20 protein-coding genes are annotated in these 26210 nt (G+C 67.8%); 5 read left to right on the top strand and 15 right to left on the bottom strand.

Going from position 1 to position 26210, the window contains the following annotated elements; all coding sequences use genetic code 11:
- Window positions 1–24: 24 nt before the first annotated feature.
- From treZ to treY, 3 genes are read left to right on the top strand one after another with little or no spacing between them, the layout of a single operon-like run.
- Window positions 25–1950, top strand: coding sequence for a malto-oligosyltrehalose trehalohydrolase (treZ, locus tag U4Y88_RS35225; protein ID WP_321789484.1), 1926 nt, complete (start codon window positions 25–27; stop codon window positions 1948–1950).
- Window positions 1947–4193 (top strand): 4-alpha-glucanotransferase, encoded by a 2247-nt coding sequence (gene malQ / locus U4Y88_RS35230; protein WP_224012321.1) that lies wholly within the window; start codon window positions 1947–1949, stop codon window positions 4191–4193. Before treZ ends, malQ begins: the two co-directional genes overlap by 4 nt.
- Window positions 4190–7123 (top strand): malto-oligosyltrehalose synthase, encoded by a 2934-nt coding sequence (gene treY, locus U4Y88_RS35235; RefSeq protein WP_321789486.1) that lies wholly within the window; start codon window positions 4190–4192, stop codon window positions 7121–7123. The genes malQ and treY overlap by 4 nt, the downstream gene beginning before the upstream one ends.
- 9 nt (window positions 7124–7132) lie before the next feature.
- Here the strand turns inward: treY and U4Y88_RS35240 are convergent, their stop codons facing one another.
- Window positions 7133–8593, bottom strand: a complete 1461-nt coding sequence (locus U4Y88_RS35240; RefSeq protein WP_321789488.1) for a hemolysin family protein — start codon at window positions 8591–8593, stop codon at window positions 7133–7135.
- A 176-nt stretch (window positions 8594–8769) separates the two neighbouring features.
- Window positions 8770–9537: a HAMP domain-containing sensor histidine kinase gene (locus tag U4Y88_RS35245; RefSeq protein ID WP_321789490.1), complete on the bottom strand. Its 768-nt coding sequence runs from the start codon at window positions 9535–9537 to the stop codon at window positions 8770–8772.
- A 217-nt stretch (window positions 9538–9754) separates the two neighbouring features.
- On the opposite strand from U4Y88_RS35245, the gene U4Y88_RS35250 reads away from it, so the two are divergent.
- The gene (locus tag U4Y88_RS35250; protein ID WP_065059993.1) at window positions 9755–10096 is read left to right on the top strand and encodes an FKBP-type peptidyl-prolyl cis-trans isomerase; all 342 of its coding nucleotides are present in this window, start codon (window positions 9755–9757) and stop codon (window positions 10094–10096) included.
- Between the two features lie 35 nt (window positions 10097–10131).
- On the top strand, window positions 10132–10986 hold the full coding sequence (locus U4Y88_RS35255; protein WP_321789493.1) for an AraC family transcriptional regulator: 855 nt from the start codon (window positions 10132–10134) through the stop codon (window positions 10984–10986).
- A 63-nt stretch (window positions 10987–11049) separates the two neighbouring features.
- Here the strand turns inward: U4Y88_RS35255 and U4Y88_RS35260 are convergent, their stop codons facing one another.
- The 13 genes from U4Y88_RS35260 to U4Y88_RS35320 form a co-directional block, all read right to left on the bottom strand.
- On the bottom strand, window positions 11050–11919 hold the full coding sequence (locus U4Y88_RS35260; RefSeq protein WP_321789495.1) for an MOSC domain-containing protein: 870 nt from the start codon (window positions 11917–11919) through the stop codon (window positions 11050–11052).
- A gap of 7 nt (window positions 11920–11926) precedes the next feature.
- The gene (locus U4Y88_RS35265) at window positions 11927–13117 is read right to left on the bottom strand and encodes an O-succinylhomoserine sulfhydrylase (protein WP_321789496.1); all 1191 of its coding nucleotides are present in this window, start codon (window positions 13115–13117) and stop codon (window positions 11927–11929) included.
- Between the two features lie 252 nt (window positions 13118–13369).
- Entirely contained in the window at window positions 13370–14914 is a 1545-nt protein-coding gene (purF, locus tag U4Y88_RS35270; RefSeq protein ID WP_224012328.1) for an amidophosphoribosyltransferase, read from the bottom strand.
- Between the two features lie 138 nt (window positions 14915–15052).
- Entirely contained in the window at window positions 15053–15547 is a 495-nt protein-coding gene (locus U4Y88_RS35275; protein ID WP_224012329.1) for a CvpA family protein, read from the bottom strand.
- A 7-nt stretch (window positions 15548–15554) separates the two neighbouring features.
- On the bottom strand, window positions 15555–16448 hold the full coding sequence (locus U4Y88_RS35280) for an SPOR domain-containing protein (protein WP_321789498.1): 894 nt from the start codon (window positions 16446–16448) through the stop codon (window positions 15555–15557).
- 61 nt (window positions 16449–16509) lie between these two features.
- Entirely contained in the window at window positions 16510–17820 is a 1311-nt protein-coding gene (gene folC / locus U4Y88_RS35285) for a bifunctional tetrahydrofolate synthase/dihydrofolate synthase (RefSeq protein WP_321789500.1), read from the bottom strand.
- A 253-nt stretch (window positions 17821–18073) separates the two neighbouring features.
- Entirely contained in the window at window positions 18074–18946 is an 873-nt protein-coding gene (gene accD, locus U4Y88_RS35290) for an acetyl-CoA carboxylase, carboxyltransferase subunit beta (protein ID WP_321789502.1), read from the bottom strand.
- A 118-nt stretch (window positions 18947–19064) separates the two neighbouring features.
- On the bottom strand, window positions 19065–19880 hold the full coding sequence (gene trpA, locus U4Y88_RS35295) for a tryptophan synthase subunit alpha (protein WP_321789504.1): 816 nt from the start codon (window positions 19878–19880) through the stop codon (window positions 19065–19067).
- Between the two features lie 60 nt (window positions 19881–19940).
- Window positions 19941–20873 (bottom strand): site-specific DNA-methyltransferase, encoded by a 933-nt coding sequence (locus U4Y88_RS35300; protein ID WP_321789506.1) that lies wholly within the window; start codon window positions 20871–20873, stop codon window positions 19941–19943.
- A gap of 21 nt (window positions 20874–20894) precedes the next feature.
- Window positions 20895–22088 carry a tryptophan synthase subunit beta gene (trpB, locus tag U4Y88_RS35305; RefSeq protein WP_224012336.1) on the bottom strand — a complete coding sequence of 398 codons (1194 nt, stop codon included), beginning with the start codon at window positions 22086–22088 and terminating at the stop codon, window positions 20895–20897.
- A 62-nt stretch (window positions 22089–22150) separates the two neighbouring features.
- Window positions 22151–22843, bottom strand: a complete 693-nt coding sequence (locus tag U4Y88_RS35310; RefSeq protein ID WP_224012337.1) for a phosphoribosylanthranilate isomerase — start codon at window positions 22841–22843, stop codon at window positions 22151–22153.
- A gap of 97 nt (window positions 22844–22940) precedes the next feature.
- Window positions 22941–23744, bottom strand: a complete 804-nt coding sequence (truA, locus tag U4Y88_RS35315; RefSeq protein WP_224012338.1) for a tRNA pseudouridine(38-40) synthase TruA — start codon at window positions 23742–23744, stop codon at window positions 22941–22943.
- Between the two features lie 10 nt (window positions 23745–23754).
- The gene (locus U4Y88_RS35320) at window positions 23755–26073 is read right to left on the bottom strand and encodes a FimV/HubP family polar landmark protein (RefSeq protein ID WP_321789508.1); all 2319 of its coding nucleotides are present in this window, start codon (window positions 26071–26073) and stop codon (window positions 23755–23757) included.
- Window positions 26074–26210: the final 137 nt, after the last annotated feature.

Below are 26210 nucleotides of genomic sequence, written 5' to 3' on the forward strand. Positions count from 1 at the left end.
AGGAATCTGCTACAGGAATCGGCCATGTCCCCGCTTTCGCAGGATTCGCTCATCCGCCACTACTCGCACTGCCTGCCGTTCGGCGCGCAGTTGACCGGCGCCGCGCCCGGCAATCCGCATACGCGGTTTCGCTTCTGGGCGCCGTCGTGCGGCTCGGTGCAGATCGTGTTCGAAAACGCCGACGGCAGCGCGGCCAGCGCGCCGCTCGACATGACGCCCTCGCATAACGGCTGGTTCGAGGCGCAGGCGCCGTGCGCGCCCGGCACGCTCTATCGTTATCGCATCGATGGACAACAACTCGTGCCCGACCCCGCTTCGCGTTTTCAGCCGCAAGGCGTGCACGGCCCGAGCGAAATCGTCGACGCGCGCGCGTTCGCCTGGCGGCACGCGTACTGGCAAGGCCGCCCGTGGGAAGAAACCGTGCTCTACGAACTGCACGTGGGCGCGCTCGGCGGCTACGCGGGCGTGATGAACCGCCTGCCCGCGCTCGCGGAACTCGGCGTCACCGCGATCGAACTGATGCCGCTGAACGATTTCCCCGGCGAACGCGGCTGGGGCTACGACGTCGTGCTGCCCTACGCGCCGCACGCGGCCTACGGCACGCCCGACGAACTCAAGGCGCTGATCGACGCCGCGCACGGCCACGGCCTGCAAGTGCTGCTCGACGTGGTCTACAACCACTTCGGCCCGGACGGCAACTGGCTCGGCCACTACGCGAAGCCCTTTTTCAAGGCCGGAAAACGCACGCCGTGGGGCGACGCGCTCGACTTCGAGCGCCCCGAAGTGCGCGACTTCTACAGCGACAACGCGCTCTACTGGCTCAACGAATATCGCTTCGACGGACTGCGTCTGGACGCCGTGCACGCGATCGAGAATCCCGACTGGCTGCGCGAACTCGCCGACCACGTGCGCGCGCGCGTGGAGCCGGGCCGTCACGTCCATCTCGTGCTCGAAAACGAGCACAACGAAGCGAATCTGCTGGAGACGCATTTCACCGCGCAATGGAACGACGACGCGCATCACACGCTGCACGTGATGCTGACCGGCGAATCGGAAGGCTATTACCGCGCGTTCGCCGATCATCCCATCGCGCAGCTCGCGCGCGTGCTCGGCGAAGGCTTCGCGTATCAGGGCGACCCGTCGCCGGTACACGACGGCCAGCCACGCGGCGAACCGAGCGCGCATCTGTCGCCCACCTCGTTCGTGATGTTCCTGCAGAACCACGATCAGATCGGCAACCGCGCATTCGGCGACCGTCTGCGCACGCTCGCCGGCACCGACGACGCGCTGCGCGCGGCCACGGCCTTGCTGCTGCTGTCGCCGCAGATTCCGCTGCTGTTCATGGAGGAGGAATACGGCTCGACGCAGCCGTTCCAGTTTTTCACGGCGTTCGAAGGCGATCTCGCCGATGCGGTCCGCGAAGGCCGCCGCCGCGAATTCAAGGCCTTCAGCGCCTTCACCGACGAAGCGCGGCGCGAGCAGATTCCCGATCCGAACGACGCGCGCACGTTTGAAAACTCCTCGCCGCCCGCCGATGCGCCGCTCGAAGGCGACCGGCTCGACTGGATGCACTTCTACAAGTCGGCGCTCGCGGTGCGCGCGCGTCTGCTGATGCCGCGCCTGCGCCATGCGCGCGCGCTCGGCGCGACCGTGCTCGCCGACGAACGCGGCGACGGCGCCACGACGGGCCGCGAGGCGCTGATCGCACGCTGGCGTCTCGACGACGGCGAGATCTACACGATCGCGCTGAATCTCGGCCAGGAATGCGTGCGTCTCGATCGTGCGCCCGAGGGCATGGTCGTGTTCGAAACGCCGCCGCGCGCGCGCGATCTCGCCGATAACGGCGTGCTGCCCGAGAACGCCTGCCTCGCCTGGCTGACCGGCGACGTGCCCGAGTACGCGCTGCATCACGACGCGCGCGCAGTCCGCCGCGAGGAGCCGCAGGCATGAGCACCGCGCGCCGCAGCGAAACGCTCGAAGCGCTCGCGCGCCGTGCGGGCTTCGAGGTCGAATGGTCCGACGCGCACGGCGTCATGCAGCGCGTGCCCGACAGCACGCTCGCCGCGCTGCTCGAATGCGCGGGCCTGCCCTGCGCGAACGCCACGCAGCTGCGCCACAGCGCCTCGCAACTGAACGCCGAACAATCGACGCGGCGTCTGCCGCCGCTCATCACCGCCGAATACGAAAGCGCGATCGAATTGCCGCCGTCGGCGGTGCGCTCGGGCAGCCACTATCGCATCGATCTGGAAAACGGCGCGCATATCGAAGGCCGCTTCACGATGCCGAAGGGCGAGCCCGCGCTGCTCGCGCCGCTCTCCGAGCCCGGCTATCACACGCTCACGGTCAACGATCATCGTCTGACGATTGCGGTCGCGCCGCCGCATTGCTGGCGCGTCGGCGACGCGTGGCGCGCGCATCGCGGCGCGGATTCGCGCGTGCCGCCGCTCTGGGGCGTCGCCGCCCAATTGTACGGACTCCGACGTAATGGCGACGGCGGCATCGGCGACTATAGCGCGCTGGCCACGCTCGCGACGCAGAGCGCGCAACGCGGCGCGCAGGCGGTCGCGGTCAGTCCCACGCACGCAATGTTCAGCGCCCAGGCGGGGCATTTCAGCCCGTATGCGCCGTCGTCGCGGCTCTGGCTCAACGTCGCGCATATCGATCCGGCGGCCGTGTTCGGCGCGCAGGCCGCCCACGACGCCATCGTCGCCGCGCAAGCGCAGGACGCCTGGCGCGAACTCGAAGCGCTGCCGCAGATCGACTGGCTAGGCGCGCAGCCGCTCAAGCTCAAGATCCTGCGCGTGCTGTTCGACCGCTTCGACGCCGACGAACGCAGCAGCGGCTCGCCGCGCGCCGCCGCCTTCGACGCGTTCTGCGCGCGCGGCGGCCAGGCGCTCGACGATCACGCGCGCTTCGAGGCGCTTCAGGCCGCGATGCTCAGCGGCCCCGAAGGCCTGCGCCACTGGCGCGACTGGCCCGAGGCGCTGCGCGATCCGCGCAGCCCGGCCGTCGCGACCTTCGCGACCGAGCATCGCCGCGAAGTGGACTTTCATTGCTTCCTGCAATGGCTCGCCGCCGAAGGGCTTTCGCGCGCGCAACGCGAGGCGCGCGAAGCGGGCATGTCGATCGGCCTCGTCGCCGATCTCGCGGTGGGTTGCGACGGCGCGGGCTCGCATGCGTGGTCGCTGCCGCAGGACATGCTGCAACGCGTATCGGTGGGCGCGCCGCCCGACATCTTCAATCAGGCCGGACAAAGCTGGGGCCTCACGACGTTCTCGCCGCGCGCGATGCACAACACCGGCTTTCGCGCCTTCATCGACATGCTGCGCGCCGCGTTCGCCCACGCGGGCGGCGTGCGCATCGACCACATTCTCGGCTTGCGCCGCCTGTGGCTCGTGCCCGAAGGCGAAAGCGCGAAACACGGCGCGTATCTGCGTTATCCGTTCGACGACCTCGTGCGTCTGATCGCGCTCGAATCGTGGCGGCATCGGGCGATCGTGATCGGCGAGGATCTCGGCACCGTGCCGCCGGGGCTGCGCGAACGGCTCGCGTCGCACGCGCTCTACGGCATTCGCGTGCTGTGGTTCGAGCGCGAGGGCGGCGGCTTTCTCGCGCCCGCGCGCTACGATCCGCACGGCGTGGCGACCACTACCACGCACGATCTGCCGACCGTGGCGGGCTGGTGGCGCGGCGCCGATATCGACTGGCGCAACCGCATCGGCCAGACCTTGCCGCGCGCGGACGGACGCGATCCCGTCGCGCTCGAACACGCACAACGCGCCGCCGACCGCGACGCGCTCTGGCGCGCGCTGCAAGACACGGGCTTCACGCCGCGCGACGCCGCCACGCCGCCGTCCGATGCACCGCTCGACGCACTGCCGATCGCGGGCGCGCTCGGCTACGTGGCGGCGAGCGCGAGCCCGCTTGTGACCTGCCCGCTCGAAGATCTGCTCGGTCTCGTCGATCAGCCGAATCTGCCGGGCTCGATCGACGAGCATCCGAACTGGCGTCAGCGCCTGCCCTTGCCCGTCGATGCGCTTTACACCGACGCCGCCGTCGCGCAACGCGTGAGCACGATCGCGCACGCACGCGAAACGGCGCCGGTATCGGCTGAAATCGCCGACAAGATCGCCAACGAAAGCGCCAACGACGCCCCCACCGACGCCACGCTCTCCGGTCCGCCCACGCCATGACACTACCCCGCGCGACGCTGCGCCTGCAGCTCCACCACGGCTTCACTCTCGACGACGCGCTCGCGCAGCTCGACTACTTCGCCGCGCTCGGCGTGAGCCATCTCTATCTCTCGCCGATCACGACCGCGCAGCCCGGTTCGATGCACGGCTACGACACGGTCGACTATCAGACCGTGAGCGCGGAACTGGGCGGCGAAGCGGCGCTGCGGCGTCTCGCGGACGCGGCGCACACGCGCGGCATGGGCCTGATCGTCGATCTGGTGCCGAACCATATGGGCGTGGGCGGCGCGCACAACGCCTGGTGGCGCGACATCCTCGAATGGGGACGTCATAGCGCCTACGCGCGCTATTTCGATGTGGACTGGCACTCGCCCGACCCCGCGCTGCGCGGCAAGGTGCTGATGCCCTTCCTCGGCGCGCAATACGGCGACGAACTCGCGGCGGGCCGCATCGAATTGAAATTCGACGCCGCCGACGCGCGCTTCTACGTGCAGTACGGCCCGCACGTCTGCCCGATCTGCCCGACCGATTACGCCGCGATCCTGCAATCGGCCGACCGCGCCGATCTCAGCACGCTCGCCAACGCGTTCCAGGGCATCACCACGCAGCCCGACGATCAGACCCGCGCGAGCGCCGCGCGCGACGCGCTGCGCGCCTTCGTCGAACGCGAAGGCACCGATGCGATCGAATTTGCTCTGGAATCCTATGCAAGTCTCGATCCGGTGCCGCGCGACAAGCTGCATCGGCTGCTGGAGCGCCAGCACTTTCGGCTCGCGTGGTGGCGCACCGCCACCGACGAAGTGAACTGGCGGCGCTTCTTCGACGTGACCGCGCTCGCGGGCGTGCGCGTCGAGCGGCACGACGTGTTCGAAGCCGTGCACAAGCTCGTGTTTCGCCTGTACGCCGATGGCGTGATCGACGGCCTGCGCATCGACCATATCGACGGGCTCGCCGATCCACGCGAGTATTGCGACCGGCTGCGCCAGCGGCTCGCTTCGCTGCGCGCCACGGTGCCGTATATCGTCGTCGAGAAGATTCTCGCGCGCGGCGAGGCGCTGCGCGACGACTGGCCCGTGCAGGGCACGACCGGCTACGACTTCATGAACGACGTGGGCGCGCTGCTGCACGATCCCGCGGGCGCCGCGCCGCTCGCCGAAACCTGGGCCGCGATCTCGGGCGACGACGCGCCGTTCGCGCGCGTGGCGCTCGACGCGCGGCGCGAGATGCTGGCCGCGTATCTGGCCGCCGAACTCGATCACGCGGCGCGCGCGCTGCATCGGATTGCGCGCGAACAGCCGGGCACGCGCGACTTCACTTACGCGGCCGTGCATCGCGTCGCGGCGCAACTCGCGATGCACTTTCCCGTCTACCGCATCTATCCGGTCAACGGCTTGCGCGGCGCGACCGACAACCGCTACTTCGGCGTCGCGCTGGAAGCGGCGCGCGAGGCCTTGCCGAGCGCGAGCCGCCTCGCGCTCGATCAGGTCGATGCGTGGCTCGGCGCGCGCGCGCCCGATGCGGCGAGCGGCAATGGCAACAAGAGCCCGCGCCCTGAAGCCGCCAACGGCGGCTCTGCCCAGAACACGCAGAACGCCCAGCACGCTCAACATGCGAAGAACGCCGCCCGAGGCCCGCAGAAAAACACCGCGCAAAGCAGCGCGCCTGTGCCGCTCAGTCATGCGCTGATCGCACAGCGCACCGCGCTCGCGCTGTTCTCGCAACTGACCGCGCCGCTCGCGGCCAAGGCCACGGAGGACACCGCGTTGTATCGCTACGGACGGCTGCTTTCGCGCAACGAAGTGGGCGCCGATCCCGACGACTTCTCGCTGAGCGCCGCCGACTTCCACGCGGCCAACCACCTGCGCCAGCGCCACGTGCCCTACGCGCTGCTCACGACCGCCACGCACGATCACAAGCGCGGCGAAGACGTGCGCGCGCGCCTCGCCGTGCTCAGCGAGATCGCGCCGGAGTGGAGCTCGACCTTGCGCGCGTGGTCGACGCTCAATCAGCCGCAGCGGCGCAACGACGCCGCGCCGCCCGCGCAATGGTCGCCCGGCCCCACGGCGGAGGCGATGCTTTATCAGACGCTGGTGGGCTGCTGGCCGCCCGATCTCGATCCCGGCGACGAAGCGGGTGTGTGCGCGCTCGCCGAACGCGTCGCGCAATGGCAGTTGAAGGCGCTGCGCGAAGCGAAGCTGCGCACTAACTGGCTCGTGCCCGACGAAGCCTATGAGTCGGACTGCCAGGCATTTCTGTTCGACATTCTCGCGCCGCAGCGCCGCGAAGGGTTTCTGCACTCGCTCGCGGCATTCGTTGCGCGCGTCGCGCCCGCCGGGGCCGTCAATACGCTGTTGCAGACCGTGCTGCGTCTGACCTCGCCGGGCGTGCCCGATCTGTATCAGGGCACCGAGTTCTGGGATTGGAGTCTCGTCGATCCCGACAACCGGCGGCCCGTCGATTACGCGCAGCGTTCGGCCGCGCTCGACGACGACGCGCCCGCCGCGAAGCTCGCGCAGTGGCGCGACGCGCGCGTGAAGCAGGCGACGATCCAGCGCGTGCTCGCGCTACGCGCTCGCGCGCCTGGGCTGCTGCGGGAAGGGGATTATGTGCCGCTGGAAGTGCGCGGCACGCGGGCCGCACAGGCGATTGCGTTCGCGCGCCGCCACGGCGAGGCGTGGGCCATCGTGATCGGCACGCGCCACGCGGCGGCGCTGCTCGACGGCGACACGCCGCTCGTCGCGCCCGACCGCTGGGACGACACCGCCGTGGTGCTGCCGAAAGCGTGCGCGGACACGGCGCTCCACGACTGGCTCAGCGATGCGTCGCACACGGCTGCGCGCGACGCTCAGGAACCCGTGCTGTATCTGCGCGACGCGCTCGCCGCGCTGCCCGTGGCCGTGTTGTCGAATCTCGCGCGCGAAGACGCTTGACGACGACGCTTAACCGCCCTCGTCTTCGAGATCCTTCGGATACACGCGCACGAGCACGATGCGCGGCCCCTTCATCTTCTTCACGACGATATCGAAGCGGTCGAACGACACGCGCTGACCTTCGGTCGGCAGATCGTTGAGCGCATGAATCACGAGGCCGCCGACCGATTCGGCGCGGCCTTCGTCGATATCGATGCCGAGCGCCTGTTCGAGCGACACCACCGGCAGGCTGCCGCGGCCCATCAGCGTGCCGTCGTCCATGCGGGTCCAGTCGGTATCGGCCTGATGGAATTCGTCGTGAATCTGGCCGACCAGCGCGCCGAGCAGATTATCGAGCGTGAGAAAACCGTTCGGCCGCTGGCCCTTGCGGCCCACCAGCGCGAAATGCGGCGCGCCCTTGCGAAAGCGCCGGAACAGCGCGAGCGCGGGCGTTTCGGGCTTCACGTACTGCACCGGACGCACGAACTTGCCGAGGTCGTCGAGCGCGTGACCGGCTTCGCGCGCGAGCAGCAGATCCTTCAGGTGAATCAGGCCGACGACCTCCTCGCCGGTCCCATCCTCGAACAGCGGATAGCGGCTGAAGCGATGGCGCGCCACGATCTGCATGTTGTCCTTGAGCGGCACGTCGCGGCGCAGGCCCACCATTTCGTGCGTGGGACGCATGAGGTCGGAGACCGTGAGGCGCGAGAAGTCGAGCGAATGCGCGAGCGCGTTCCACTCGTCGGCGCTCCAGTTGTTCGCGGTCTGCGCGAGCGACGCCTGCGAACGGCGCGGCGATCGCGCCTGCGCGTGGGCATTCGGGTGACCGCTTGCCGGAGCGCTCTGGCCTTGCGCGTGGCCTTGCGCGTGACCATTCGCGTGCGCGTCGGCCTCCGCTTGCGCGGCGGCGCGGCGGCTGCGCAGGATCAGCTTGAGTTCGTCGGTCGAATAATGGGCTTCGGTGCCGTGCTCCGACGACAGGCCCGCGAGCCGCAGCACGGCGTTCGCGCTCGAATTGAGCGCCCAGATCGCCGGATACATCGTCCAGTAGAAGCCGTAGAGCGGCGCGGCGCACCACAGCGAGATCTTTTCCGCCTGGCGGATCGCGAGCGACTTCGGCGCAAGCTCGCCCACCACGATGTGCAGGAACGAGATGACCGTGAACGCGAACACGAGCGAGATGCCGTGAATCAGCTCGGGCGAGCGGATGCCGACGATGTCGAACACCGGTTCGAGCAGCTGCGCGAACGCGGGCTCGCCGATCCAGCCAAGGCCGAGCGAGGCGAGCGTGATGCCGAGCTGGCACGCGGACAGATAGGCGTCGAGCTGGCCGTGGACCTTGGCGAGCAGCCGCCCGCGCATGCCGTATTGCTCGGCGAGACTTTGCACGCGCGTGGCGCGCAGCTTGACCAGACCGAATTCGGCCGCGACGAAGAAACCGTTGAGGGCAACGAGGAACAGCGCGCCGATCAGGGCGATAACCTGCATCAAGAGATAAGGCTCCAGAAAACGAAGCGATCAGTATAAGGGGTGCAAGCGGCCTGTAAGGCGATGGCGGGCGATTCGGCCGTCCCGCGCGCCGGCGATCTTGATGCAGCTCCGATGCCGTTACGTATGACGCGAAGCGGGCCGCGCGCGGCGACCCTGCGGTTGAGGGAGTGTGGGGTTCAGCCGCCGTTGGCCGATACGCTGAGCGTGAGCGTCGCCGCCTCGCCCGCCACGAGCGGCTGCGCCTCGAAACGGCCGCCATGCGCCTCCGCCACGCGCTGGCACAGCGAGAGCACCCACGCGGCGCGCCCCGCCTCCTGCGGCTCGGCCGCCTGGGCGCGCGCGAATGCTTCGAGCGCGTGCGGCAGCGCGTCGTCGGTCAGCGTCTGCGGGCTTGCGGTCCACTGCACCTCGAACTGGGCCGCCGTGGCCGTCGCGCTCACGTTCAGCGCGATCTGCGCGCCCTGGGCGCTGGTTTCCGCCGCGAACACCAGCATCAGCCAGAGCGACTGAGCGAGGCGCTCGCGGTCGGCTTCGAAGCCCGCCGCCGCATCGGCGGGCACGCCTTGCACCGTGTAGCTCACGCCGCGCGCGTCGCCGAGCGCGGTGCGTGCGTCGTTCAGGGCTTCGTCGACGAGCGGGCCGAACGCGAACGGCGCGCGCTCGATCGCGAGCTTGCGGGTTTCGGCGCGGGTCGTATCGACGAGCGTTTCAAGCAGATGAACCTGTTGCTCGACACCCGTGCGGATGCCCGCCAGCGCGCGCTGCGCAGCGGCATCGGCGCTGTCGATCTTGCGTTCGAGCACGTAGGCCCAGCTATGGATCGCGTTCAGTGGGCTGCGCAAATCGTGCGATACGCGCGACAGCACGTGATCGCGCATGAAGCGCGCGGCTTCGGCGCACAGGCGCGCCGTGCGTTCGGTAGGGGAGTGTGAAGTCGACGCCATCGGATTCCTCTTCTTTCGCCCGCTGCGGGGGGCCGTGTTCTGCCGGTCCGGCCAGGCCCATTATAGGCAGGCAGCGGCGCGCCGGACGGCGCGCATGCGCCATGCCCGCCACCGCCGCGCTTGCGGGCAGGTTTGCGTTCCGCTTGCCTGGGCCCTCTGCGCAACCTGCAAACCGCCTACAATACCGTTTTTACCCTTTCCGATTCAGGAGTCTTTCATGTCTATCGTGACCACCGCATCCGGCCTCAAGTACGAGGACCTGACCGAAGGCACCGGCGCAGAAGCCACCGCCGGCCAGACCGTCAGCGTGCATTACACCGGCTGGCTGACGGACGGCCAGAAGTTCGATTCGAGCAAGGACCGTAACGACCCGTTCGCCTTCGTGCTGGGCGGCGGCATGGTCATCAAGGGTTGGGACGAAGGCGTGCAGGGCATGAAGGTCGGCGGCGTGCGCAAGCTCACGATCCCGCCGCAACTCGGCTACGGCGTGCGCGGCGCGGGCGGCGTGATTCCGCCGAACGCCACGCTCGTGTTCGAAGTGGAACTGCTCGACGTCTAAGCGCGTCGGCATCGCGCGCCCACGCCTCCGCCACGATGAATCCGCATCATCATTCGCCCGTTACCGCGCCCGGCGTCGAGCTGCGCCAGTACGGGGCCATCGAGGAAACCGATCTGCACGACTTTCACCAGATCGTGCTCGGTCTCGACGGTTCGATGGAGATGACGGTGGGCGGCGTGGGCGAGCGCATCGACCAGTGCTCCGCGTGGCTGATTCCGGCCGGCGCGCGGCACGACTATGCGGGCATCGGCGAAAACCGCCAGCTCGTGCTCGATTTGCCCGCGGCCTCGCTCGCGGTGCCCGAGCGGCTGTTCAACGCGGCGCGCGCCGTGCGCATCGATCCCGCGTTCGCGGCGCTCGTGCGCCAGATCGCGCAGCGCGCTGTGCTTGCGGGTGCGGCTACGTCGGTTTCATCGGCTTCGTCAGCTTCGTCCGCTTCGTCGCCCGCCTCGCTGCCGCAAAACGACGAGATGCGCGCGCGGCGCTTTCACTGGGACGCCTCGGCGCGCCTGTGCGCCGCGATGCTCTCGCAAACCGGCATCGCCGGCAATGACGCCTTCGACGCCGCCGCAGGTCTCGACTTCGCGCGCATCGACCGCTGGCTGCGCGCGCATCTTGCGCAGCCGCTGCGTATCGCCGATCTGGCTGCGCATTGCGGCTTCGGCATGCGGCGCTTTCATCAGTTATTTATCGAAGCGTTCGGCGAAACGCCGCATCGCTATCTGCAACGGCTGCGTCTGGATACAGCCGTCACGCTGCTCGCCGATCCGCGCCATACGCTCACCGACATCGCGCTCGAAGTCGGTTTCGGCGATCAAAGCGCCTTCACGCACGCGTTCACGCGGCGCTTCGGGCTCGCGCCCGGACAGTGGCGTGCGCTGCCGCATTGAGCGGCGCGCGCTTCGCTTACTGCCTCGCTTACTGCCTCGCTTACCGCTTCAATCACATCGGCTTCACTCGAAGCGATATTCCCACTGCGCCTGCGCGCCCACCGCGAGACGCGTGCCCGCGCCCGCCACGACCATCGCGTTCTGGCCGAACGTGAGGCCGCCGTCCACGCGCGCATCCACGCGGAAGGTCTGCAAGGTGTCGAGCGGCTCGGCGGGCCACTGCGCGTCGCGCTCGCCGCTGAGCTGATCGATCGTCGTGATCGGGCAGCGCGCGCACGGCTTCACGAAACGCAGCACGACTTCTTCCGCCCCGCTCTCGCCTTCGATCGACAGCGTGTCGATGAAGTCCTCGTCGAACGCCTCGCCGCCGTCGACCACGATATTCGGACGAAAGCGGCTCATCGGCACCGCAGGCGCGCCCTTCGCCGCGAGACGCGCGTTGAGGTCCGCCAGCGACGACTCGCTCGTCACGAGAATCGGGAAGCCGTCGGCGAACTGCGTGGGCACCGCTTCGTCGTTCGTCCACTTCCTGCTCGCGAGACGCGTGACGTCGTGCGCGAAACGCACGAGCCGCACCGGCACGCCGAGCGCCTGCGAGAACCAGTGCGCCGCTTCGTCGCCTTCGTCGAGCGCTTCGAAGGTATCGCCCCAGACCGTGGCCTGCACACGCGCCTCGCCGCCGCGCGGCGCGAACGGCAGCAGCAGATCGCCCGCCACGCCATCCATCGTGAGGCGCACGCCGTCTTGCGCGAACGCCGGCACGATGCGCGCCATCGCCGCGTATTCGCGCTGCGAAACGAAGCGGCCGTTCGCGTCGATCACCATCCAGTGGCGATCCCACTCCAGGCCCTTCGTGTCGAGCTGCGCGCGATCGAGCGCGATCGCGCCGCACGACTTCACGGGATAGACGAACAATCCGCGGATGACGGTCATGACGCGCTCACTGACCGAGGCCGCGCGCGAGATCGCTGCGCACGTCCTGCGGATCTTCGAGGCCCACGGCCAGGCGGATCAGCCCTTCGGTGATGCCCGCCGCCGCGCGCGCTTCCGGCGTGATGCGGCCGTGCGTCGTGGTGGCCGGGTGCGTGATCGTCGTGCGCGTGTCGCCGAGATTGCCGGTGATCGAGCACACCTTGGTGCTGTCGATCACGCGCCATGCGTTCGCGCGCTGTTCCTCGGGCGTCTCGCCCTTCACTTCGAACGACACGATCGCGCCGCCCGCCTTCTGCTGGCGCATCGCCAGTTCGTGCTGCGGATGCGACGCGAGACCCGGATAGTAGACGCGCTTGACCGACGGATGCGCCTCCAGCCAGCGCGCGATTTCGAGCGCGTTGGCCGACTGCTTTTCCACGCGCAGCGACAGCGTTTCCATGCCCTTGAGCAGCACCCACGCGTTGAACGCGGAGAGCGTCGGGCCTGCGCTGCGCACGAACGGGAACACCTTCTCCATGATGAACTGCTTCGAGCCCACCAGCGCGCCGCCGAGCACGCGGCCCTGGCCGTCGAGGAACTTGGTGGCCGAGTGCATCACCACGTCGGCGCCGAGCTTGAGCGGCTGCTGCAGCGCCGGGCTACAGAAGCAGTTGTCGACGACGAACAGCGCGCCCGCTTCCTTCGCGATCTTGCTGACGGCCGCGATGTCGGCGACTTCGGTCAGCGGATTCGACGGCGTTTCGAGGAAGAACATCTTCGTTTCGGGACGCACGGCGTTCTTCCATGCGTCGAGATCGGTGGGATCGACGAAGGTGGTCGTGATGCCGAACTTGCTGAAGATCTGCGAGAACATGCCGAGCGTCGAGCCGAAGATGCTCTGCGAGCTGACGATGTGATCGCCCTGCTGCAACGCGGACATCACCACCGACATGATCGCGGCCATGCCCGATGCCGTGGCCATGCACGCCTCGCCGCCTTCGAGCGCAGCCAGGCGGTCCTGGAACATGGTGACGGTCGGGTTCGTGAAGCGTGCGTAGGTGTAGCCCGTTTCCGAGTTCTTGAAGCGATCGGCGGCTTCGGCGGCGCTGCCGAAACAGAAGCTCGACGTCAGATAGAGCGCTTCCGAATGTTCGTTGAACTCGCTGCGCAGCGTGCCCGAGCGAACTGCCAGCGTGTCGAAGTTGAGGTTGTCGTCCATGTTCGTGTTTTCCGTAGCCAGAACCGTGTTTCAGGCCCGCGCGCGGCGCGCGCAGGCGCAAAAAAGCCCGCTTTGCGTCGGCAGAAGCGGGCTTTTCGGGAATTCGGGGGCGCTGTAGCAAATGAGCGGCGGCCAATGCTGCACCGTTCGCTTTAGCTGTTTTGGGTTGCCCCGCGTCCGCAAGCTGAGATCAAATCGACGCAAGCCCACATGCTAACACGGGAAACGCGCAGGCGTTTCCCGTCGCACATCTCACTCGACCGACAGTTGCAGATGCAGCTGCGAGCGCGAGCCGCCGTCCTGCGCGTCGCTGGCGGCGTCGCGGTCGGATTGGGCCTGCGGCGCGAGGCGCGCCGTTTCGATCTTGTCGAGATAGGTGCTCGTGATGTCGCCGGTGATGTACTCGCCGTCGAAGCACGATGCCTCGAATTCCTCGATCGCCGGATTGATGTCGCGCACCGCCTGCTTGAGCGCTTCCACGTCCTGATACACGAGGTAATCGGCGCCGATGATGCGCGCGACTTCTTCGTCCGTGCGGCCATGCGCGACGAGTTCGCCGCGCGTGGGCATGTCGATGCCGTAGACGTTCGGGAATTTCACCGGCGGCGCCGCCGAGGCGAAGATCACCTTGGTCGCGCCCGCATCGCGCGCCATCTGCACGATTTCCTGCGAGGTGGTGCCGCGCACGATCGAGTCGTCGATGATCAGGACATTCTTGCCCTTGAACTCGATGCCCATCGCGTTGAGCTTCTGGCGCACCGACTTCTTGCGCATCGCCTGGCCCGGCATGATGAAGGTGCGGCCCACGTAGCGGTTCTTGAAGAAGCCTTCGCGGTATTCCACGCCGAGCTTGTTCGCCACCTGCATCGCGGCGGGGCGCGACGAATCGGGAATCGGCATCACGACGTCGATCTTCACGTCGGGCAGTTCGCGCTGGATCTTCTCCGCGAGATAGTCGCCCATGCGCAGACGCGCGTTGTAGACCGGCACGCCGTCGAGCACCGAGTCAGGACGCGCGAGGTACACGAGTTCGAAGATGCAGGGGTTGAGCTTCGGCTTCTCGGCGCACTGCTGCGAATGCAGGTTGCCGTCGAAGTCGATGAACACCGCTTCGCCCGGCTCCACGTCGCGCACGAATTCGAAACCGATGCCTTCGAGCGCCACCGACTCCGACGCCACCATCCATTCCGTGCCTTCCGGCGTTTCGATCTTGCCGATGCACAGCGGACGGATGCCGAACGGGTCGCGGAACGCCAGCAGGCCGTAGCCCGCGATCAGCGAAACGATCGCGTACGAGCCGCGCACGCGGCGGTGCACGCCCGAGACCGCCTTGAACAGCGCGGCCGGATCGAGTTGCAGACCGGTGGTCGCGAGCTGCACTTCGTGCGCGAGCACGTTGAGCATCACTTCCGTGTCGGAGTTCGTGTTCACGTGGCGGCGGTCCACGCGGAACATCTCTTCCTTCAACTGTTGCCAGTTGGTGAGATTGCCGTTGTGGGCGAGGATGAGGCCGAACGGCGCGTTCACGTAGAACGGCTGGGCTTCTTCTTCGCTCGATGCCGAGCCGGCCGTCGGGTAACGCACCTGGCCGATGCCGCAGGTGCCGGGCAGGCTACGCATGTTGCGCGTGCGGAACACGTCGCGCACCATGCCGTTGGCCTTATGCAGGTGGAACGTGCTGCCGTTCGCGGTGGCAATGCCGGCCGCGTCCTGACCGCGATGCTGCAGGAGCAGCAGCGCGTCATAGAGGAGCTGGTTGACGGGAGAGCGGGAAACTACGCCTACGATGCCGCACATGGCAGGTCCTTCAAAAAAGCGAAATCGGTAACAGCTCGCGAACAGTCGGATCGCGGCGGCCGAACGAATCCGGCCGGTACGCCGCGAAGCAGCGCCGCCTGACAACCCGGGCCCTGTCACACACCGATCAGCAGATGATCAGACGTGAACGTAGGCCGCGAGCGTATCGGGCAACATGGGTTTCAGTTCGTGCACGCCCTGCACGGCATACGGCCGCAGCAGCGCGTTGCGCCAGAAGTCCTGCTGGGGCAGCTCGGTCAGTCCGGCAAGGACGACGAGAATCAGCACCAGCACGACGCCTCGCGCGAGGCCGAACAACAACCCGAGCGAACGGTCCACGCCGGACAATCCGCTCACCTGCACCAACCGGCCGAGCAGCGCATTCGCCACGCCGGCCACGAGCACCACGCCGATCACGATCAGCGCGAAGGCGATCAGCCACTGGGTCAGCGCATGGCCCGGCAGGTTCGCCGGAATCCAGGGCACCACGCGGTCCACGTAGCGGCACGCCACGATAAACGCCGCGATCCAGCCGATCAGGCCAAAAATTTCGCCGATGAATCCGCGCCACGCACCGCGCAGCGCGGACAAACCGATCACCGCCATTACAGCGTAGTCGAATGCCGTGAACATCGGCGGCTTATTCCGCGTTCGCGTTCGAACCGGCCGTCAGGCCCGCGCCGCGCACTTTCGCGATCGCCTCCGTGGCGGCCGCGCGGTCGGCGAACGGGCCGGCGCGCAGCAATGTGCGCGTCGTGCCGTCGGCATCCTTACGTTGTTCGGTATATGCGGGTACGCCCGCGGCTTTCAACTTCGTGACCCATTTATTCGCGGCCGCTTCGCTGCTGAACGCGCCGAGCTGCACCGCGAAACGCGCGCCAGGCGGCGCGGCGGGCGCGCCGGATTCGTCGCTGTTGGCGGCGGTTTTCGCGTCGTTCGCGGCCGGTTGCGCGGGCTTGGCCGCCGGTTTCGGCTGGGCCTGTGCGGCTTGTGCGGCTTGTGCGGCTTGTGCGGTTTGCTGTTGGGCTTGCGGAGCTTGCGTCGGCGCGGGCGCGGCCTTGGCCGGCGCGCTTTGTGCGGTCTGCGTGGCCGGCGCCTTCACAGCGGGCGCGGCTGCGGGCGCGGACGCCGCGGCGAGACCCGACGCGCCCGGCGCGGGCGGATTGTCGGGCGCGACGCCGGCTTGCGTGTCGTCGTCATCGCGCGCGGAGGCCGCGGGCCCCCTGGACGCGGGATGGCTCGGAATGTCGATCGCGATGTCGTCGGTGACGGGCTTCGGATGGGAGTCGAGCACCATCGGCAGGATCACGATGGCGGCCAGCACCAGCGCGATCGCACCGACCAGGCGGCGGCGCGCGCGCTGCTTCTCCGGCAGGGTGGGATCGAGGAGCATGGCTTCGGCGTCGGCGGACCGGTCCGTGCGGCGGCTGCGCCGCTCAACGCGCGTGTTCTGGCTGCTCCGTCGGCTGGAGCCGGCATCGGCGCCGCGTCGGCGGGGCGCCTCGTCTTTCTTGCCGAACGAGAAAATTCCCATGTATGGCTGCTTTTGCCTGTCTGCGTGGTGCTTGCCGTGGTGGCGTAGGTTCGCCGCGCGTTCAGTGCTGCTGTGACTTTCGCCAGGCCATGACGCCGGCGACGGTCAAGAAACTCCCGAAGACGATAATTCTATCATTTTCAGTCGCTCGTTTTAGCGCATCTTGAAATGCTGCGGCGGGCGATTCGTAATGCGTGATGCTGCTGTCGGCGCTGTCTTCCACACCGGCCTCGCGCAGCGCGTCTTCGAGCTGTTGCGCGGACGCCGCGCGCGGCAGCGGCAGATCGGTGACGCACCAGTGGTCGATTTCGCCCTTCAGGTGGCCGATCACGCCGGCGATGTCCTTGTCGCGCATGGCGCCAAATACCGCGTAAGTGTACGGAAAATAGCCCATGCTGCCGAGATTTTGCCCGAGCACGGCGGCGGCGTGCGGATTGTGGCCGACGTCGAAAATGATCGCGGGCTTGCCCGGCAGCACCTGGAAGCGGCCCGGCAGTTCGACGTTCGCGAGGCCGAGGCGGATGTCCTGCGCCGAAACCGGCACGCGGTCGCGCATGGCTTCGAGCGCGGCGAGCGCCGCCGAGGTATTGATCAGCTGATTCGCGCCGCGCAGCGCCGGATACGCAAGCGCCGAGCGGCGTTGCGCGCGGCCCACATAGCTCCATTGCTGGCGCTCGCTGCCCGGCGAGCCTTCGAAGCGGAAATCGCGGCCAAAGAGCCACAGATCGGCGCCGATCGACTCAGCATGGTCGACCAGCGTTTGCGGTGGCAGCGGGTCCGAGCAGATCGCGGGCTTGCCCGCGCGGAAGATGCCGGCCTTTTCGAAGCCGATCTTCTCGCGCGTATCGCCGAGATATTCGGTGTGGTCGAGGTCGATGCTCGTGACGATCGCGCAGTCGGCGTCGAGCACGTTGACGGCGTCGAGACGCCCGCCGAGACCCACTTCGAAGATCACCGCATCGAGCCCGCGCGAGGCGAACAGATGCATGATCGCGAGCGTCGTGAACTCGAAGTACGTGAGCGAGACCGGCGTGGGCAGCGCGTTGCGCGCGGCTTCCACGGCCTCGAAGTGCGGCAGCAGTTCAGCGTCGCTGGCCTGCTCGCCGTCGATGCGCGCGCGCTCGTTGAACGCGAGCAGATGCGGCGACGTGTGGCAGCCCACGTGATAACCGGCCTTGAGCAGAATCGTTTCGAGGATCGCGCAGGTCGAGCCCTTTCCGTTCGTGCCGCCGACGGTGAAGATCGGGCACTCGAACTGGAGGTTCAGCGCTTCCTTGACCTGGGTGATGCGGGCAAGACCCATGTCGATGCCGACCGGGTGCGCGGTTTCGAGATGCGTGAGCCACGCGTCGAGGGTGGGAAAAGTGCTCATGAATACGCGATGTGAAACGATTCGAATGGAAGCCGGAAAGCTGTGCGGAACAACAGTGCGCAAAAACCGCGCGAACGACAGCGGACGTGCGCCGCGGCGGCCTGCCCGCGCGCGCCGCAATCGAACATGCCCCATTCGACCGCGATCTCGCGCGAACGATCCGCCACGAAAGAACGGCATTATCGCGGAAATGACAACGCGCCGCTTGCTTTCGCTCGCGGCGCGTTGGCTTGAGTGCGGATGACGGCGGTTTTTACGCCACGGCGTCGGCCGGCTGGCGCTGCAACAGCGCCATGAGCTGGGCGATTTCCTCACGCAGCTTGCGGCGGTCGACGATCATGTCGATGGCGCCCTTCGTCAGCAGGAATTCCGCGCGCTGGAAGCCTTCCGGCAGCTTTTCACGCACCGTCTGCTCGATCACGCGCGGGCCGGCGAAGCCGATCAGCGCCTTCGGTTCGGCGATCACCACGTCGCCGAGGAACGCGAAGCTCGCCGAGACGCCACCCATGGTCGGGTCGGTCAGCACCGAGATGAACGGCAGCTTGGCTTCCGACAGCTTGGTCAGCATGGCCGTGGTCTTGGCCATCTGCATCAGCGACAGCAGGCTTTCCTGCATGCGCGCGCCGCCCGAAGCGGTGAAGCAGATGAACGGCACTTGCTGCTCGAGCGCGGTCTGCGCGCCGCGTGCGAAACGCTCGCCGACCACCGAACCCATCGAGCCGCCCATGAACGCGAACTCGAAGCAGGCGACCACGCACGGCAGCGTGTGGATCGCGCCGCCCATGACGACCATGGCGTCGGTTTCACCCGTATCGTCCATCGCTTCCTTGATGCGATCGGGGTACTTGCGGCTGTCCTTGAACTTCAGCGCGTCGACCGGAACGATTTCCTGGCCGATTTCATAGCGGCCTTCGGGATCGAGCAGGCCGTCCAGGCGCTCGCGCGCGTTGATGCGCATGTGGTGGTCGCACTTCGGGCAGACGTGGAGGTTCGCCTCGACGTCGTTGCGGTACAGGACCGCTTCGCACTTCGGGCACTTGATCCACAGACCTTCCGGAATGCTCTTGCGGCTTTTCGGATCGGTTTGCTTGATCTTGGGCGGCAGCAGTTTATCGAGCCAGCTCATATTTTCTTCCTTGACCTTCGTGATGCGCGGGCGCGGCGGATCGAGCTGACCCGACAGGTAAAACCGACCGGGTTCCGACCCCGACCGCGCATGGCGAAAAGTGGATTTTACAGCACTCTCATTTCGCGTTGTCCGACAGCGCGTCGAGCGCCGCGCGAATACCCGCGATGAACTGCGTGAGCGCCTCGGCCGCAGTGTCGGCGGGCGCCTGTTCGAGCAGCGTGACGATGCGGCTGCCGATCACCACGGCGTCGGACACTTCGGCCACCGCGGCGGCGGTTTGCGCGTCGCGAATACCGAAGCCCACGCCGACCGGCAGCGGCACGCGCGCCTTGATCGCCGGGATTTTACTCGCGATGCTCGCGACGTCCAGATTGGCCGCGCCCGTCACGCCCTTGAGCGAGACGTAATAGACGTAGCCGCTGGCCGCGCGGCCCACTTCGGCGATGCGCTCGTCGGTGGACGTGGGCGCGAGCAGGAAGATCGGATCGATGTCGGCCGCCTTCATCTTCGCGGCGAATTCCACCGATTCCTCGGGCGGATAGTCGACCACCAGCACGCCGTCCACGCCCGCGTCCTTCGCGGCGGCCGCGAAGGCGTCGGCGCCCATGCGCTCGATCGGGTTGGCGTAACCCATCAGCACGACGGGTGTGGTGTTGTCGGTTTCGCGGAAACGCTTGACGTCGGCCAGCACGCTCTTGAGCGTGACGCCCTTCGCGAGCGCGCGCTCCGACGCCTGCTGGATCACCGGGCCGTCGGCCATCGGGTCCGAGAACGGCACGCCGAGTTCGATCACGTCGGCGCCGCCGGCGGCGAGCGCGTGCATGAATTCGACCGTGCGGGCCGGATCGGGGTCGCCTGCCGTCATGAACGGGATCAGGCCTTTCTTGCTGGCGGCGGCGAGCGCCTCGAACGTGGTTTTGATGCGGGACATTTCAGGGTCCTCAATCTCAATGGAGACCGCGCGTCGCAGGCCGACGGCGGCGGCGGCGCCTCAGGCGCCGGCCGCGACAGCCGTGGCGCGGGCAGCGGACGCGGGCGCGGCGGCTGCCGCGCTCACGCGTTCGCGCGCGATCGCGCAGTAACTTTCGTTGATTTCATAGCCGACGAATTCGCGCTTTTGACGCGCGCAAGCGACTGCCGTGGTGCCGCTGCCCATGAACGGGTCCAGCACGCGGCCGCCCGGCGGGCAGCTCGCGAGCACCATGCGCTCGACGATTTCCAGGGGCTTCTGGGTCGGATGATCGACACGTTCCGCGTGCTGACGATGCAGCCGCGAGACGGACCAGACGTCCTTGGGGTTGTAGCCAAGCTCCAGCCACTTGCTGCCTTCGAACAACTTGCGCGAACGCGCCTTCTTCGTGGCGGCATCGTACGGGATGCGGACGGGATCGAGATCGAAGTAGTAATCCTTCGAGACCGCGAAGAAACCGATGTTGTCGTGCACGGAGGTAAAGCGGCGGGTCGTGCCGCCCATGCTGGGTACGCGACGATCCCAGACGATCTCGTTAATCATCGTCATTTTCGACTTCAGATAAACGAAGATCTCGGGCGCGTACTGCCACGTGCAAAACACATAGAGCGAGCCGCTGGCTTTCAGCTTGGGAATCGCCAGATCGAGCCACCCGTAGGTCCAGGCGAGAAAATCCTCGCCCGAACGCATGTCGGAGTCGTTGCCGTAGTCCTTGCCGAGCCCATAAGGCGGGTCGGCGACGATCAGGTCGATCGAGGCATCGGGCAAGTTCGCCGCATCGGTCAGAAAATCGCGGTTCAGGAGCCGGATGCCGTCGGGCACCACCGGCACCGCCGGCAAAGCGGCGGCATGAGCCAGCGCCGCGGCGGCTTCCTGCTCCGCCGTCTGGCTGCTCATTTCGCCCGCCTCGCCTGCGGCCGCCGGCAAGGTCGGCTCGTCGAACTCGTCACGCATCGCTGATGTCGCTCCCGGCGCTTAGAACTGGATGCCCGATCGCTCGGCGACCGTGTGCATGTCCTTGTCGCCGCGGCCCGACAGATTCACCAGCAGAACCTTGTCCTTGGGCAGCGTGGGCGCGAGCTTCGCGGCGTACGCGAGCGCGTGGCTCGACTCGAGCGCCGGAATGATGCCTTCGATGCGGCAGCAGTCGTGGAACGCCTTGAGCGCTTCCTCGTCGTCGATCGTCACGTACTGCGCGCGGCCGCTGTCCTTGAGCCACGCGTGCTCGGGACCGACGCCCGGATAGTCGAGGCCCGCCGACACCGAATGCGTCTCGATGATCTGACCGTTCTCGTCCTGCAGCAGATAGGTGCGGTTGCCGTGCAGCACGCCCGGCGTGCCGGCCGCGAGCGAGGCCGCGTGACGGCCCGTTTCCATGCCGTCGCCGGCCGGCTCGACGCCGATCAACTGCACCGAACTATCCTCGATATATGGGTAAAAGATACCCATCGCGTTCGATCCGCCGCCAACGCACGCAATCACGGCGTCCGGCTGGCGACCGGTCATTTCGGGCATCTGCACGCGGCATTCGTCGCCGATCACGCGCTGGAAGTCGCGCACCATCATCGGGTACGGGTGCGGGCCCGCCACGGTGCCGATGATGTAGAAGGTGTTTTCGACGTTGGTGACCCAGTCGCGCATGGCTTCGTTGAGCGCGTCCTTGAGCGTGCGCGAGCCCGACTCGACCGGCACGACCGTCGCGCCCAGCAGCTTCATGCGGTAGACGTTGGCGGCCTGGCGGCGCACGTCTTCCGCGCCCATGTAGACCACGCACTCCATGCCGAAGCGCGCCGCGATCGTGGCCGTGGCCACGCCGTGCTGGCCCGCGCCGGTTTCGGCGATCACGCGCGGCTTGCCCATGCGGCGGGCGAGCAGCGCCTGGCCGATCACGTTGTTCACCTTGTGGGCGCCGGTGTGGTTGAGGTCTTCGCGCTTCAGATAGATCTGCGCGCCGCCGACCAGCTCGCTCCAACGCTGCGCGTGATAGATCGGCGACGGACGGCCGACAAAATGCTTCAACTCGCGCTCATATTCGGCGCGGAAGTCGGGATCGTCTTTGTATTTCGCGTAGGCGTCGCGCAGTTCGTCGATCGCCTGCATGAGGGTCTCGGCAGCGAACACGCCACCATATTGGCCGAAATGGCCTCGTTCATCGGGCAAATTGTACATAAGTCACTCGCTCTGGCCGGATGGGCGCCTTGCCTTGCGCAAGGGCTTGCCGGCCCAGGAAATTATCCCGCGTCCGCTTCGCGCACTGCGCGCACGAACGCCGCCATACGGGCGTGATCCTTCACGCCCTTCGCGCCCGGTACCTCGATGCCACTGGAGACATCGACGGCGTACGGACGCACCTGGCGAATCGCATCACCGACGTTTTGCGCGTTCAAGCCACCACTCAAAACGGCCCGACGCGCGAGCCCTGCGGGGATAAGTGACCAATCGAAGACCTTCCCGCCGCCGCCGTAGCCGTCGACGTGCGTGTCGAACAGTAGGCCGCTGGCTGATGAATAACTATTCGCCGATTCTACCAAATCGGTCTGCCGAGTATCCGCCGCCACCCGCAGCGCCCGCAACCAGGGCAAACCGGCAACGGCCGCCAGCGACTCGCACTGCGCGGGCGTTTCGTCGCCGTGGAATTGCAGCAGCGTGAGCGAGACGTTGCTCGCCACTTCGCTGAGCCATTGCGGCGTGGGGTTCACGAACAGGCCCACCACCGAAACGAACGGCGGAATGTCGCGCGTCAGTTCGACGGCCTGCGCGATGCTCACCGAACGCGCGCTCGGCGGATAGAACACGAGGCCGATCGCGTCCGCGCCCAGATCGATCGCGCGCTCGACCGCATCGGGCGTCGAAAGCCCGCACAGCTTGATGCGCGTGCGGTGCGCGGCGAGGTCGGCTTGAGCGACGGGATCGGCTTGCGTCATGAATTGAGACTCGTGGTTATCTCGGTGGTTGAAAGCAACTTGCGCGGATTTGAGCGATCTTGCGCGTCATGATGCGATTCTGCAGCGTCGAAACGCGTCAGGCCGGATCGTCCCAGATCGCGCTCCACGGCACGCTCGCCGTATGCGGCGCGGGTACCGCGAACTCGTCAGGATAGCCTACCTGGGCGAGATAGAGGCCGTCGGGCATGAAAGTCGGCGCGGCCTTGCCACGGTCGAGCCCCGCCAGCACCTCGGCCATCCACGACGCCGGATAGCGCCCGCGCCCCACCGCCACGAGGCAACCCATCAGGTTGCGCACCATGTGATGCAGAAAGGCGTTGGCGCGGAAGCGAAAGTGGATGAAATCGCCCTGCGGCCGAATGTCGATCTGGTACAGGTGCTTGACCGGCGTCTTCGACTGGCATTCCGACGAACGGAACGCCGAAAAGTCATGCTCGCCGATCAGGCATTGGGCCGCCTCGCGCATCGCATCGACGTCGAGCGGCGTGTGGATCCAGCCGGAGCGGCCCGCCAGCATCGGCGAGCGCACCGGATGCACGTAGAGCACGTAGTAATACGTGCGCTCGAAGGCCGCGAAACGCGCGTGAAAGTCGTCGGACATGGGCTTGGCCCACTGCACCGCGACCGTCGACGGCAAGAACGCGTTGGTGCCGCGCACCCACGAAAAATCGGTGCGATCGAGCTCGGTGTCGAAGTGCACGACCTGGCCGAGCCCGTGCACGCCCGTGTCGGTGCGGCCCGCGACCACCGTCGACAGCGGCACCGTGGCGAACTCGCGCAGCGCGCGTTCGAGCGCGTCCTGCACGGTCTTGCCGTGCGGCTGCGATTGCCAGCCGCAGAACGCGGCGCCGTCGTACTGGATACCTAAGGCGATACGCATGCGGCAGGCGTCAGGACAGCGGCGAAAGCGTCGACAGCAGCGCCTGCGCATCGGCGCGCGTGGCGGCGTCGCTCGACGCGATCACTTCGTTGATCAGCGCGCGCGCGCCCGACAGGTCGCCCAGCGCGATGTATTCGTGCGCGAGATCGAGCTTGTTACGCGCGATGCGCGCGAGCTGGTCGGGCGAAAAGACCGGCAGCGGCTCGGCGGAATCGGGCGGCAGGTTCAGGTCGAAATCGAGCGAGAGCGTGCCGAAACGCGGCGCGCCCAGACCGGCGATCGAGCCGATGCCCGCCGTGCCGGCTTCGATGGCCTGGCCCGCGAGCGGCGCGGGCGGCTGGCCGAACGGCAGCGCCTGGCCGAGGGTCGCGCCAGGCGTGGCGGACGGTTCGGTCGAGAACGGGAAATCGGGCATGGCCGGCGCGTCCGGCACTTCGACGCGCGGCGGCAACGACATTTCGATGCTGCCGAGCGCATCGACAGCGGTTTTCGGAAACTCTTGCGGGACTTCTTGGTAGGGCATTGATTCTTCTGCAGAGACTGCGGGAGCTACGGGTTCTGCGGGCGCGACCGGCTCGGGCTGCGGATCGCCGGGCATGCGCAGTTCAAGCGGCTGCGGTTCGCGCGCGTGCGGCGCGAACGGTGCGGGTTCGGATTCGTCGGCTTCGTTGGCTTCGCTGGATTCGGTCGCTGCGTGAAGCTCGGCCTCGGCGCGGCGCGCGTGCTCCTCCGTTTCGCCAACCGTGCTTGCGGCCAGCCCTTCCGGCGGCAGCGCCGATGCGCCCAGTTCCGAGGCCGCGGCGAAGCTCGCGGCGTCGGTGGCGTCGGCGAGCGTTTCCGGTTCGCCCGGCGTCACGCCTTGCGCATGCGTGCCGTGCTCCGCGCGGTCTTCGTGCAGGGCGTCGGGGCCGTTGGCTTCGGTGTGCAGCTTGTCGTGCAGCGTCGGCGGCAAGGCGTCGCCGCCGAGTTCCGCCGCGGCGGACAGGCTCGCGGCGTCGGTGGCGTGATCGAGCGTCGGGGCGGGCTGGGCCGCTTCGGCTTCGGTATGGGTTTGCGCGTAGGCAGCCGCGCCTGCGGCGGCAGCGGCCACAGTGGCCGTCGCGGCGGGCACGGGCGTCAGCGGCTCGTCCAGCACGGGCATGTCGTCGACTTCGGCTTGCGCGGGCGTGGCTGCGAGCGGTGCGGCCGGAGCGACCGGCGTTTCCGTCGTTGCCTGGGCTTTGTCGGCCGCTGCGGGCTTGCGGCGCTTGCGCATCAGCAGGCGCACGAGCAGCGCGACAAAAGCGAGCACGATCGCCGCCACGATGCCGAGCGTCATCGGCGACACCTCGGGCTGCTGCGCGGCCTGTGCGCCGCCTGCCGGCGCGTGCGCGCCCGATGCGCCGTTCGCACCGCCCGCCACCTGCGCCGGCTTGCCGATGCCGTGCTGCAAGGCCATCAGCACGCGATTCTTGAGCGCGAGCAGTTGCTGGAGACTCGATACCGACACCGGCGCCGACGCAGCCGAAGCCGCCGATGCGGCCTGAACCGATCCGCTGAACGAATGCTGATCGACGGCCGAAGCGCCCGAAGCGAGCGCCGCCGAGGCGCCCGACGCCGATGCCGCCGTCGCGGCCGAAGCCGTCTCGGGCGCCGAAGCGCCTGCTGCTTCACTCGCGACGGTCGCCGCGCTCGATGCCGCATTACCTGCGGTGGCTGCGGTGGCTGCGGTGGCCGCACTCGCGCCCGCGTTCGCCGCCGCCACGGCGGAGGCCGCCGCGGCGGTCGCGCCGGTCGCAGCCGCCGTGTTCGGCGCAGAAGCCGAAGCCGCCGCGCTCGCGGGCGCGGTCACGGCAGCCGGTGCGCTGGCCGTCGCGGCCTGAGCAGGAGCAGCCGCTGGCGCGGAAGCCGCCGTCACGCCCGACGCCGCACCTGCCGACGCCATATCGGGCGTACCCGGCACATTGAGCACCGCGCCCACCTTGAGGCGGCTCGGGTCATGCTTCATGAACGCGTTGGGATTCGCGTCGAACAGCGCCGAACTCGCGCGCGCGAGCACCGTCTTGTCGTGCGACTGCGTGAGATCCACGGCGACGTCATGCAGCGACTGGCCCGGATGAACCGTGTACTGGCCGACCACGGGCAGCGCCGCCTGAGCAGCCGAGGCGCCCGACGCCGCCGTTGCCGACGCCGCCGCCGAAGCGCCAGCCGCAGCCGTCGCCGTGCCGCCTTGCGCATACGCCGCGCCGGTTGCCGCAGCCAGCGCGAACGCCGTCGCCGCGATCGCGGCGCGCAGCGTCAGGCGCCCTTGCGGAAATTGAGTGGAAACAGAGTCGAGTCGAACGGTCATCAGTTGCCCTGGCACACCGCTCGCGCGGCTGTCGATGAAACGGGATTGTGTTGCGGGTGCTCGCAATCGTCGCGCAAGCGCCGATCCGCGAAAATAAAAAAGCGCCGCGACTGGCGCGGCGCTTTTTCCACCCTCTA

This window comes from Paraburkholderia sp. J94 (assembly GCF_905220285.1).
In the GTDB taxonomy this organism is placed as follows: domain Bacteria; phylum Pseudomonadota; class Gammaproteobacteria; order Burkholderiales; family Burkholderiaceae; genus Paraburkholderia; species Paraburkholderia tropica_A.

Coding starts and splice junctions, on each gene's coding strand:
- U4Y88_RS35245 (WP_321789490.1), bottom strand. CDS start 9,537: ATGGCGTCGACTTCACACTCCCCTACCGAACGCACGGCGCGCCTGTGC.
- U4Y88_RS35275 (WP_224012329.1), bottom strand. CDS start 15,547: ATGTTCACGGCATTCGACTACGCTGTAATGGCGGTGATCGGTTTGTCC.
- U4Y88_RS35280 (WP_321789498.1), bottom strand. CDS start 16,448: ATGGGAATTTTCTCGTTCGGCAAGAAAGACGAGGCGCCCCGCCGACGC.
- treZ (WP_321789484.1), top strand. CDS start 25: ATGTCCCCGCTTTCGCAGGATTCGCTCATCCGCCACTACTCGCACTGC.
- treY (WP_321789486.1), top strand. CDS start 4,190: ATGACACTACCCCGCGCGACGCTGCGCCTGCAGCTCCACCACGGCTTC.
- U4Y88_RS35255 (WP_321789493.1), top strand. CDS start 10,132: ATGAATCCGCATCATCATTCGCCCGTTACCGCGCCCGGCGTCGAGCTG.
- accD (WP_321789502.1), bottom strand. CDS start 18,946: ATGAGCTGGCTCGATAAACTGCTGCCGCCCAAGATCAAGCAAACCGAT.
- trpB (WP_224012336.1), bottom strand. CDS start 22,088: ATGTACAATTTGCCCGATGAACGAGGCCATTTCGGCCAATATGGTGGC.
- malQ (WP_224012321.1), top strand. CDS start 1,947: ATGAGCACCGCGCGCCGCAGCGAAACGCTCGAAGCGCTCGCGCGCCGT.
- U4Y88_RS35260 (WP_321789495.1), bottom strand. CDS start 11,919: ATGACCGTCATCCGCGGATTGTTCGTCTATCCCGTGAAGTCGTGCGGC.
- truA (WP_224012338.1), bottom strand. CDS start 23,744: ATGCGTATCGCCTTAGGTATCCAGTACGACGGCGCCGCGTTCTGCGGC.
- purF (WP_224012328.1), bottom strand. CDS start 14,914: ATGTGCGGCATCGTAGGCGTAGTTTCCCGCTCTCCCGTCAACCAGCTC.
- U4Y88_RS35300 (WP_321789506.1), bottom strand. CDS start 20,873: ATGCGTGACGAGTTCGACGAGCCGACCTTGCCGGCGGCCGCAGGCGAG.
- folC (WP_321789500.1), bottom strand. CDS start 17,820: ATGAGCACTTTTCCCACCCTCGACGCGTGGCTCACGCATCTCGAAACC.
- U4Y88_RS35320 (WP_321789508.1), bottom strand. CDS start 26,073: ATGACCGTTCGACTCGACTCTGTTTCCACTCAATTTCCGCAAGGGCGC.
- U4Y88_RS35310 (WP_224012337.1), bottom strand. CDS start 22,843: ATGACGCAAGCCGATCCCGTCGCTCAAGCCGACCTCGCCGCGCACCGC.
- U4Y88_RS35265 (WP_321789496.1), bottom strand. CDS start 13,117: ATGGACGACAACCTCAACTTCGACACGCTGGCAGTTCGCTCGGGCACG.
- U4Y88_RS35250 (WP_065059993.1), top strand. CDS start 9,755: ATGTCTATCGTGACCACCGCATCCGGCCTCAAGTACGAGGACCTGACC.
- trpA (WP_321789504.1), bottom strand. CDS start 19,880: ATGTCCCGCATCAAAACCACGTTCGAGGCGCTCGCCGCCGCCAGCAAG.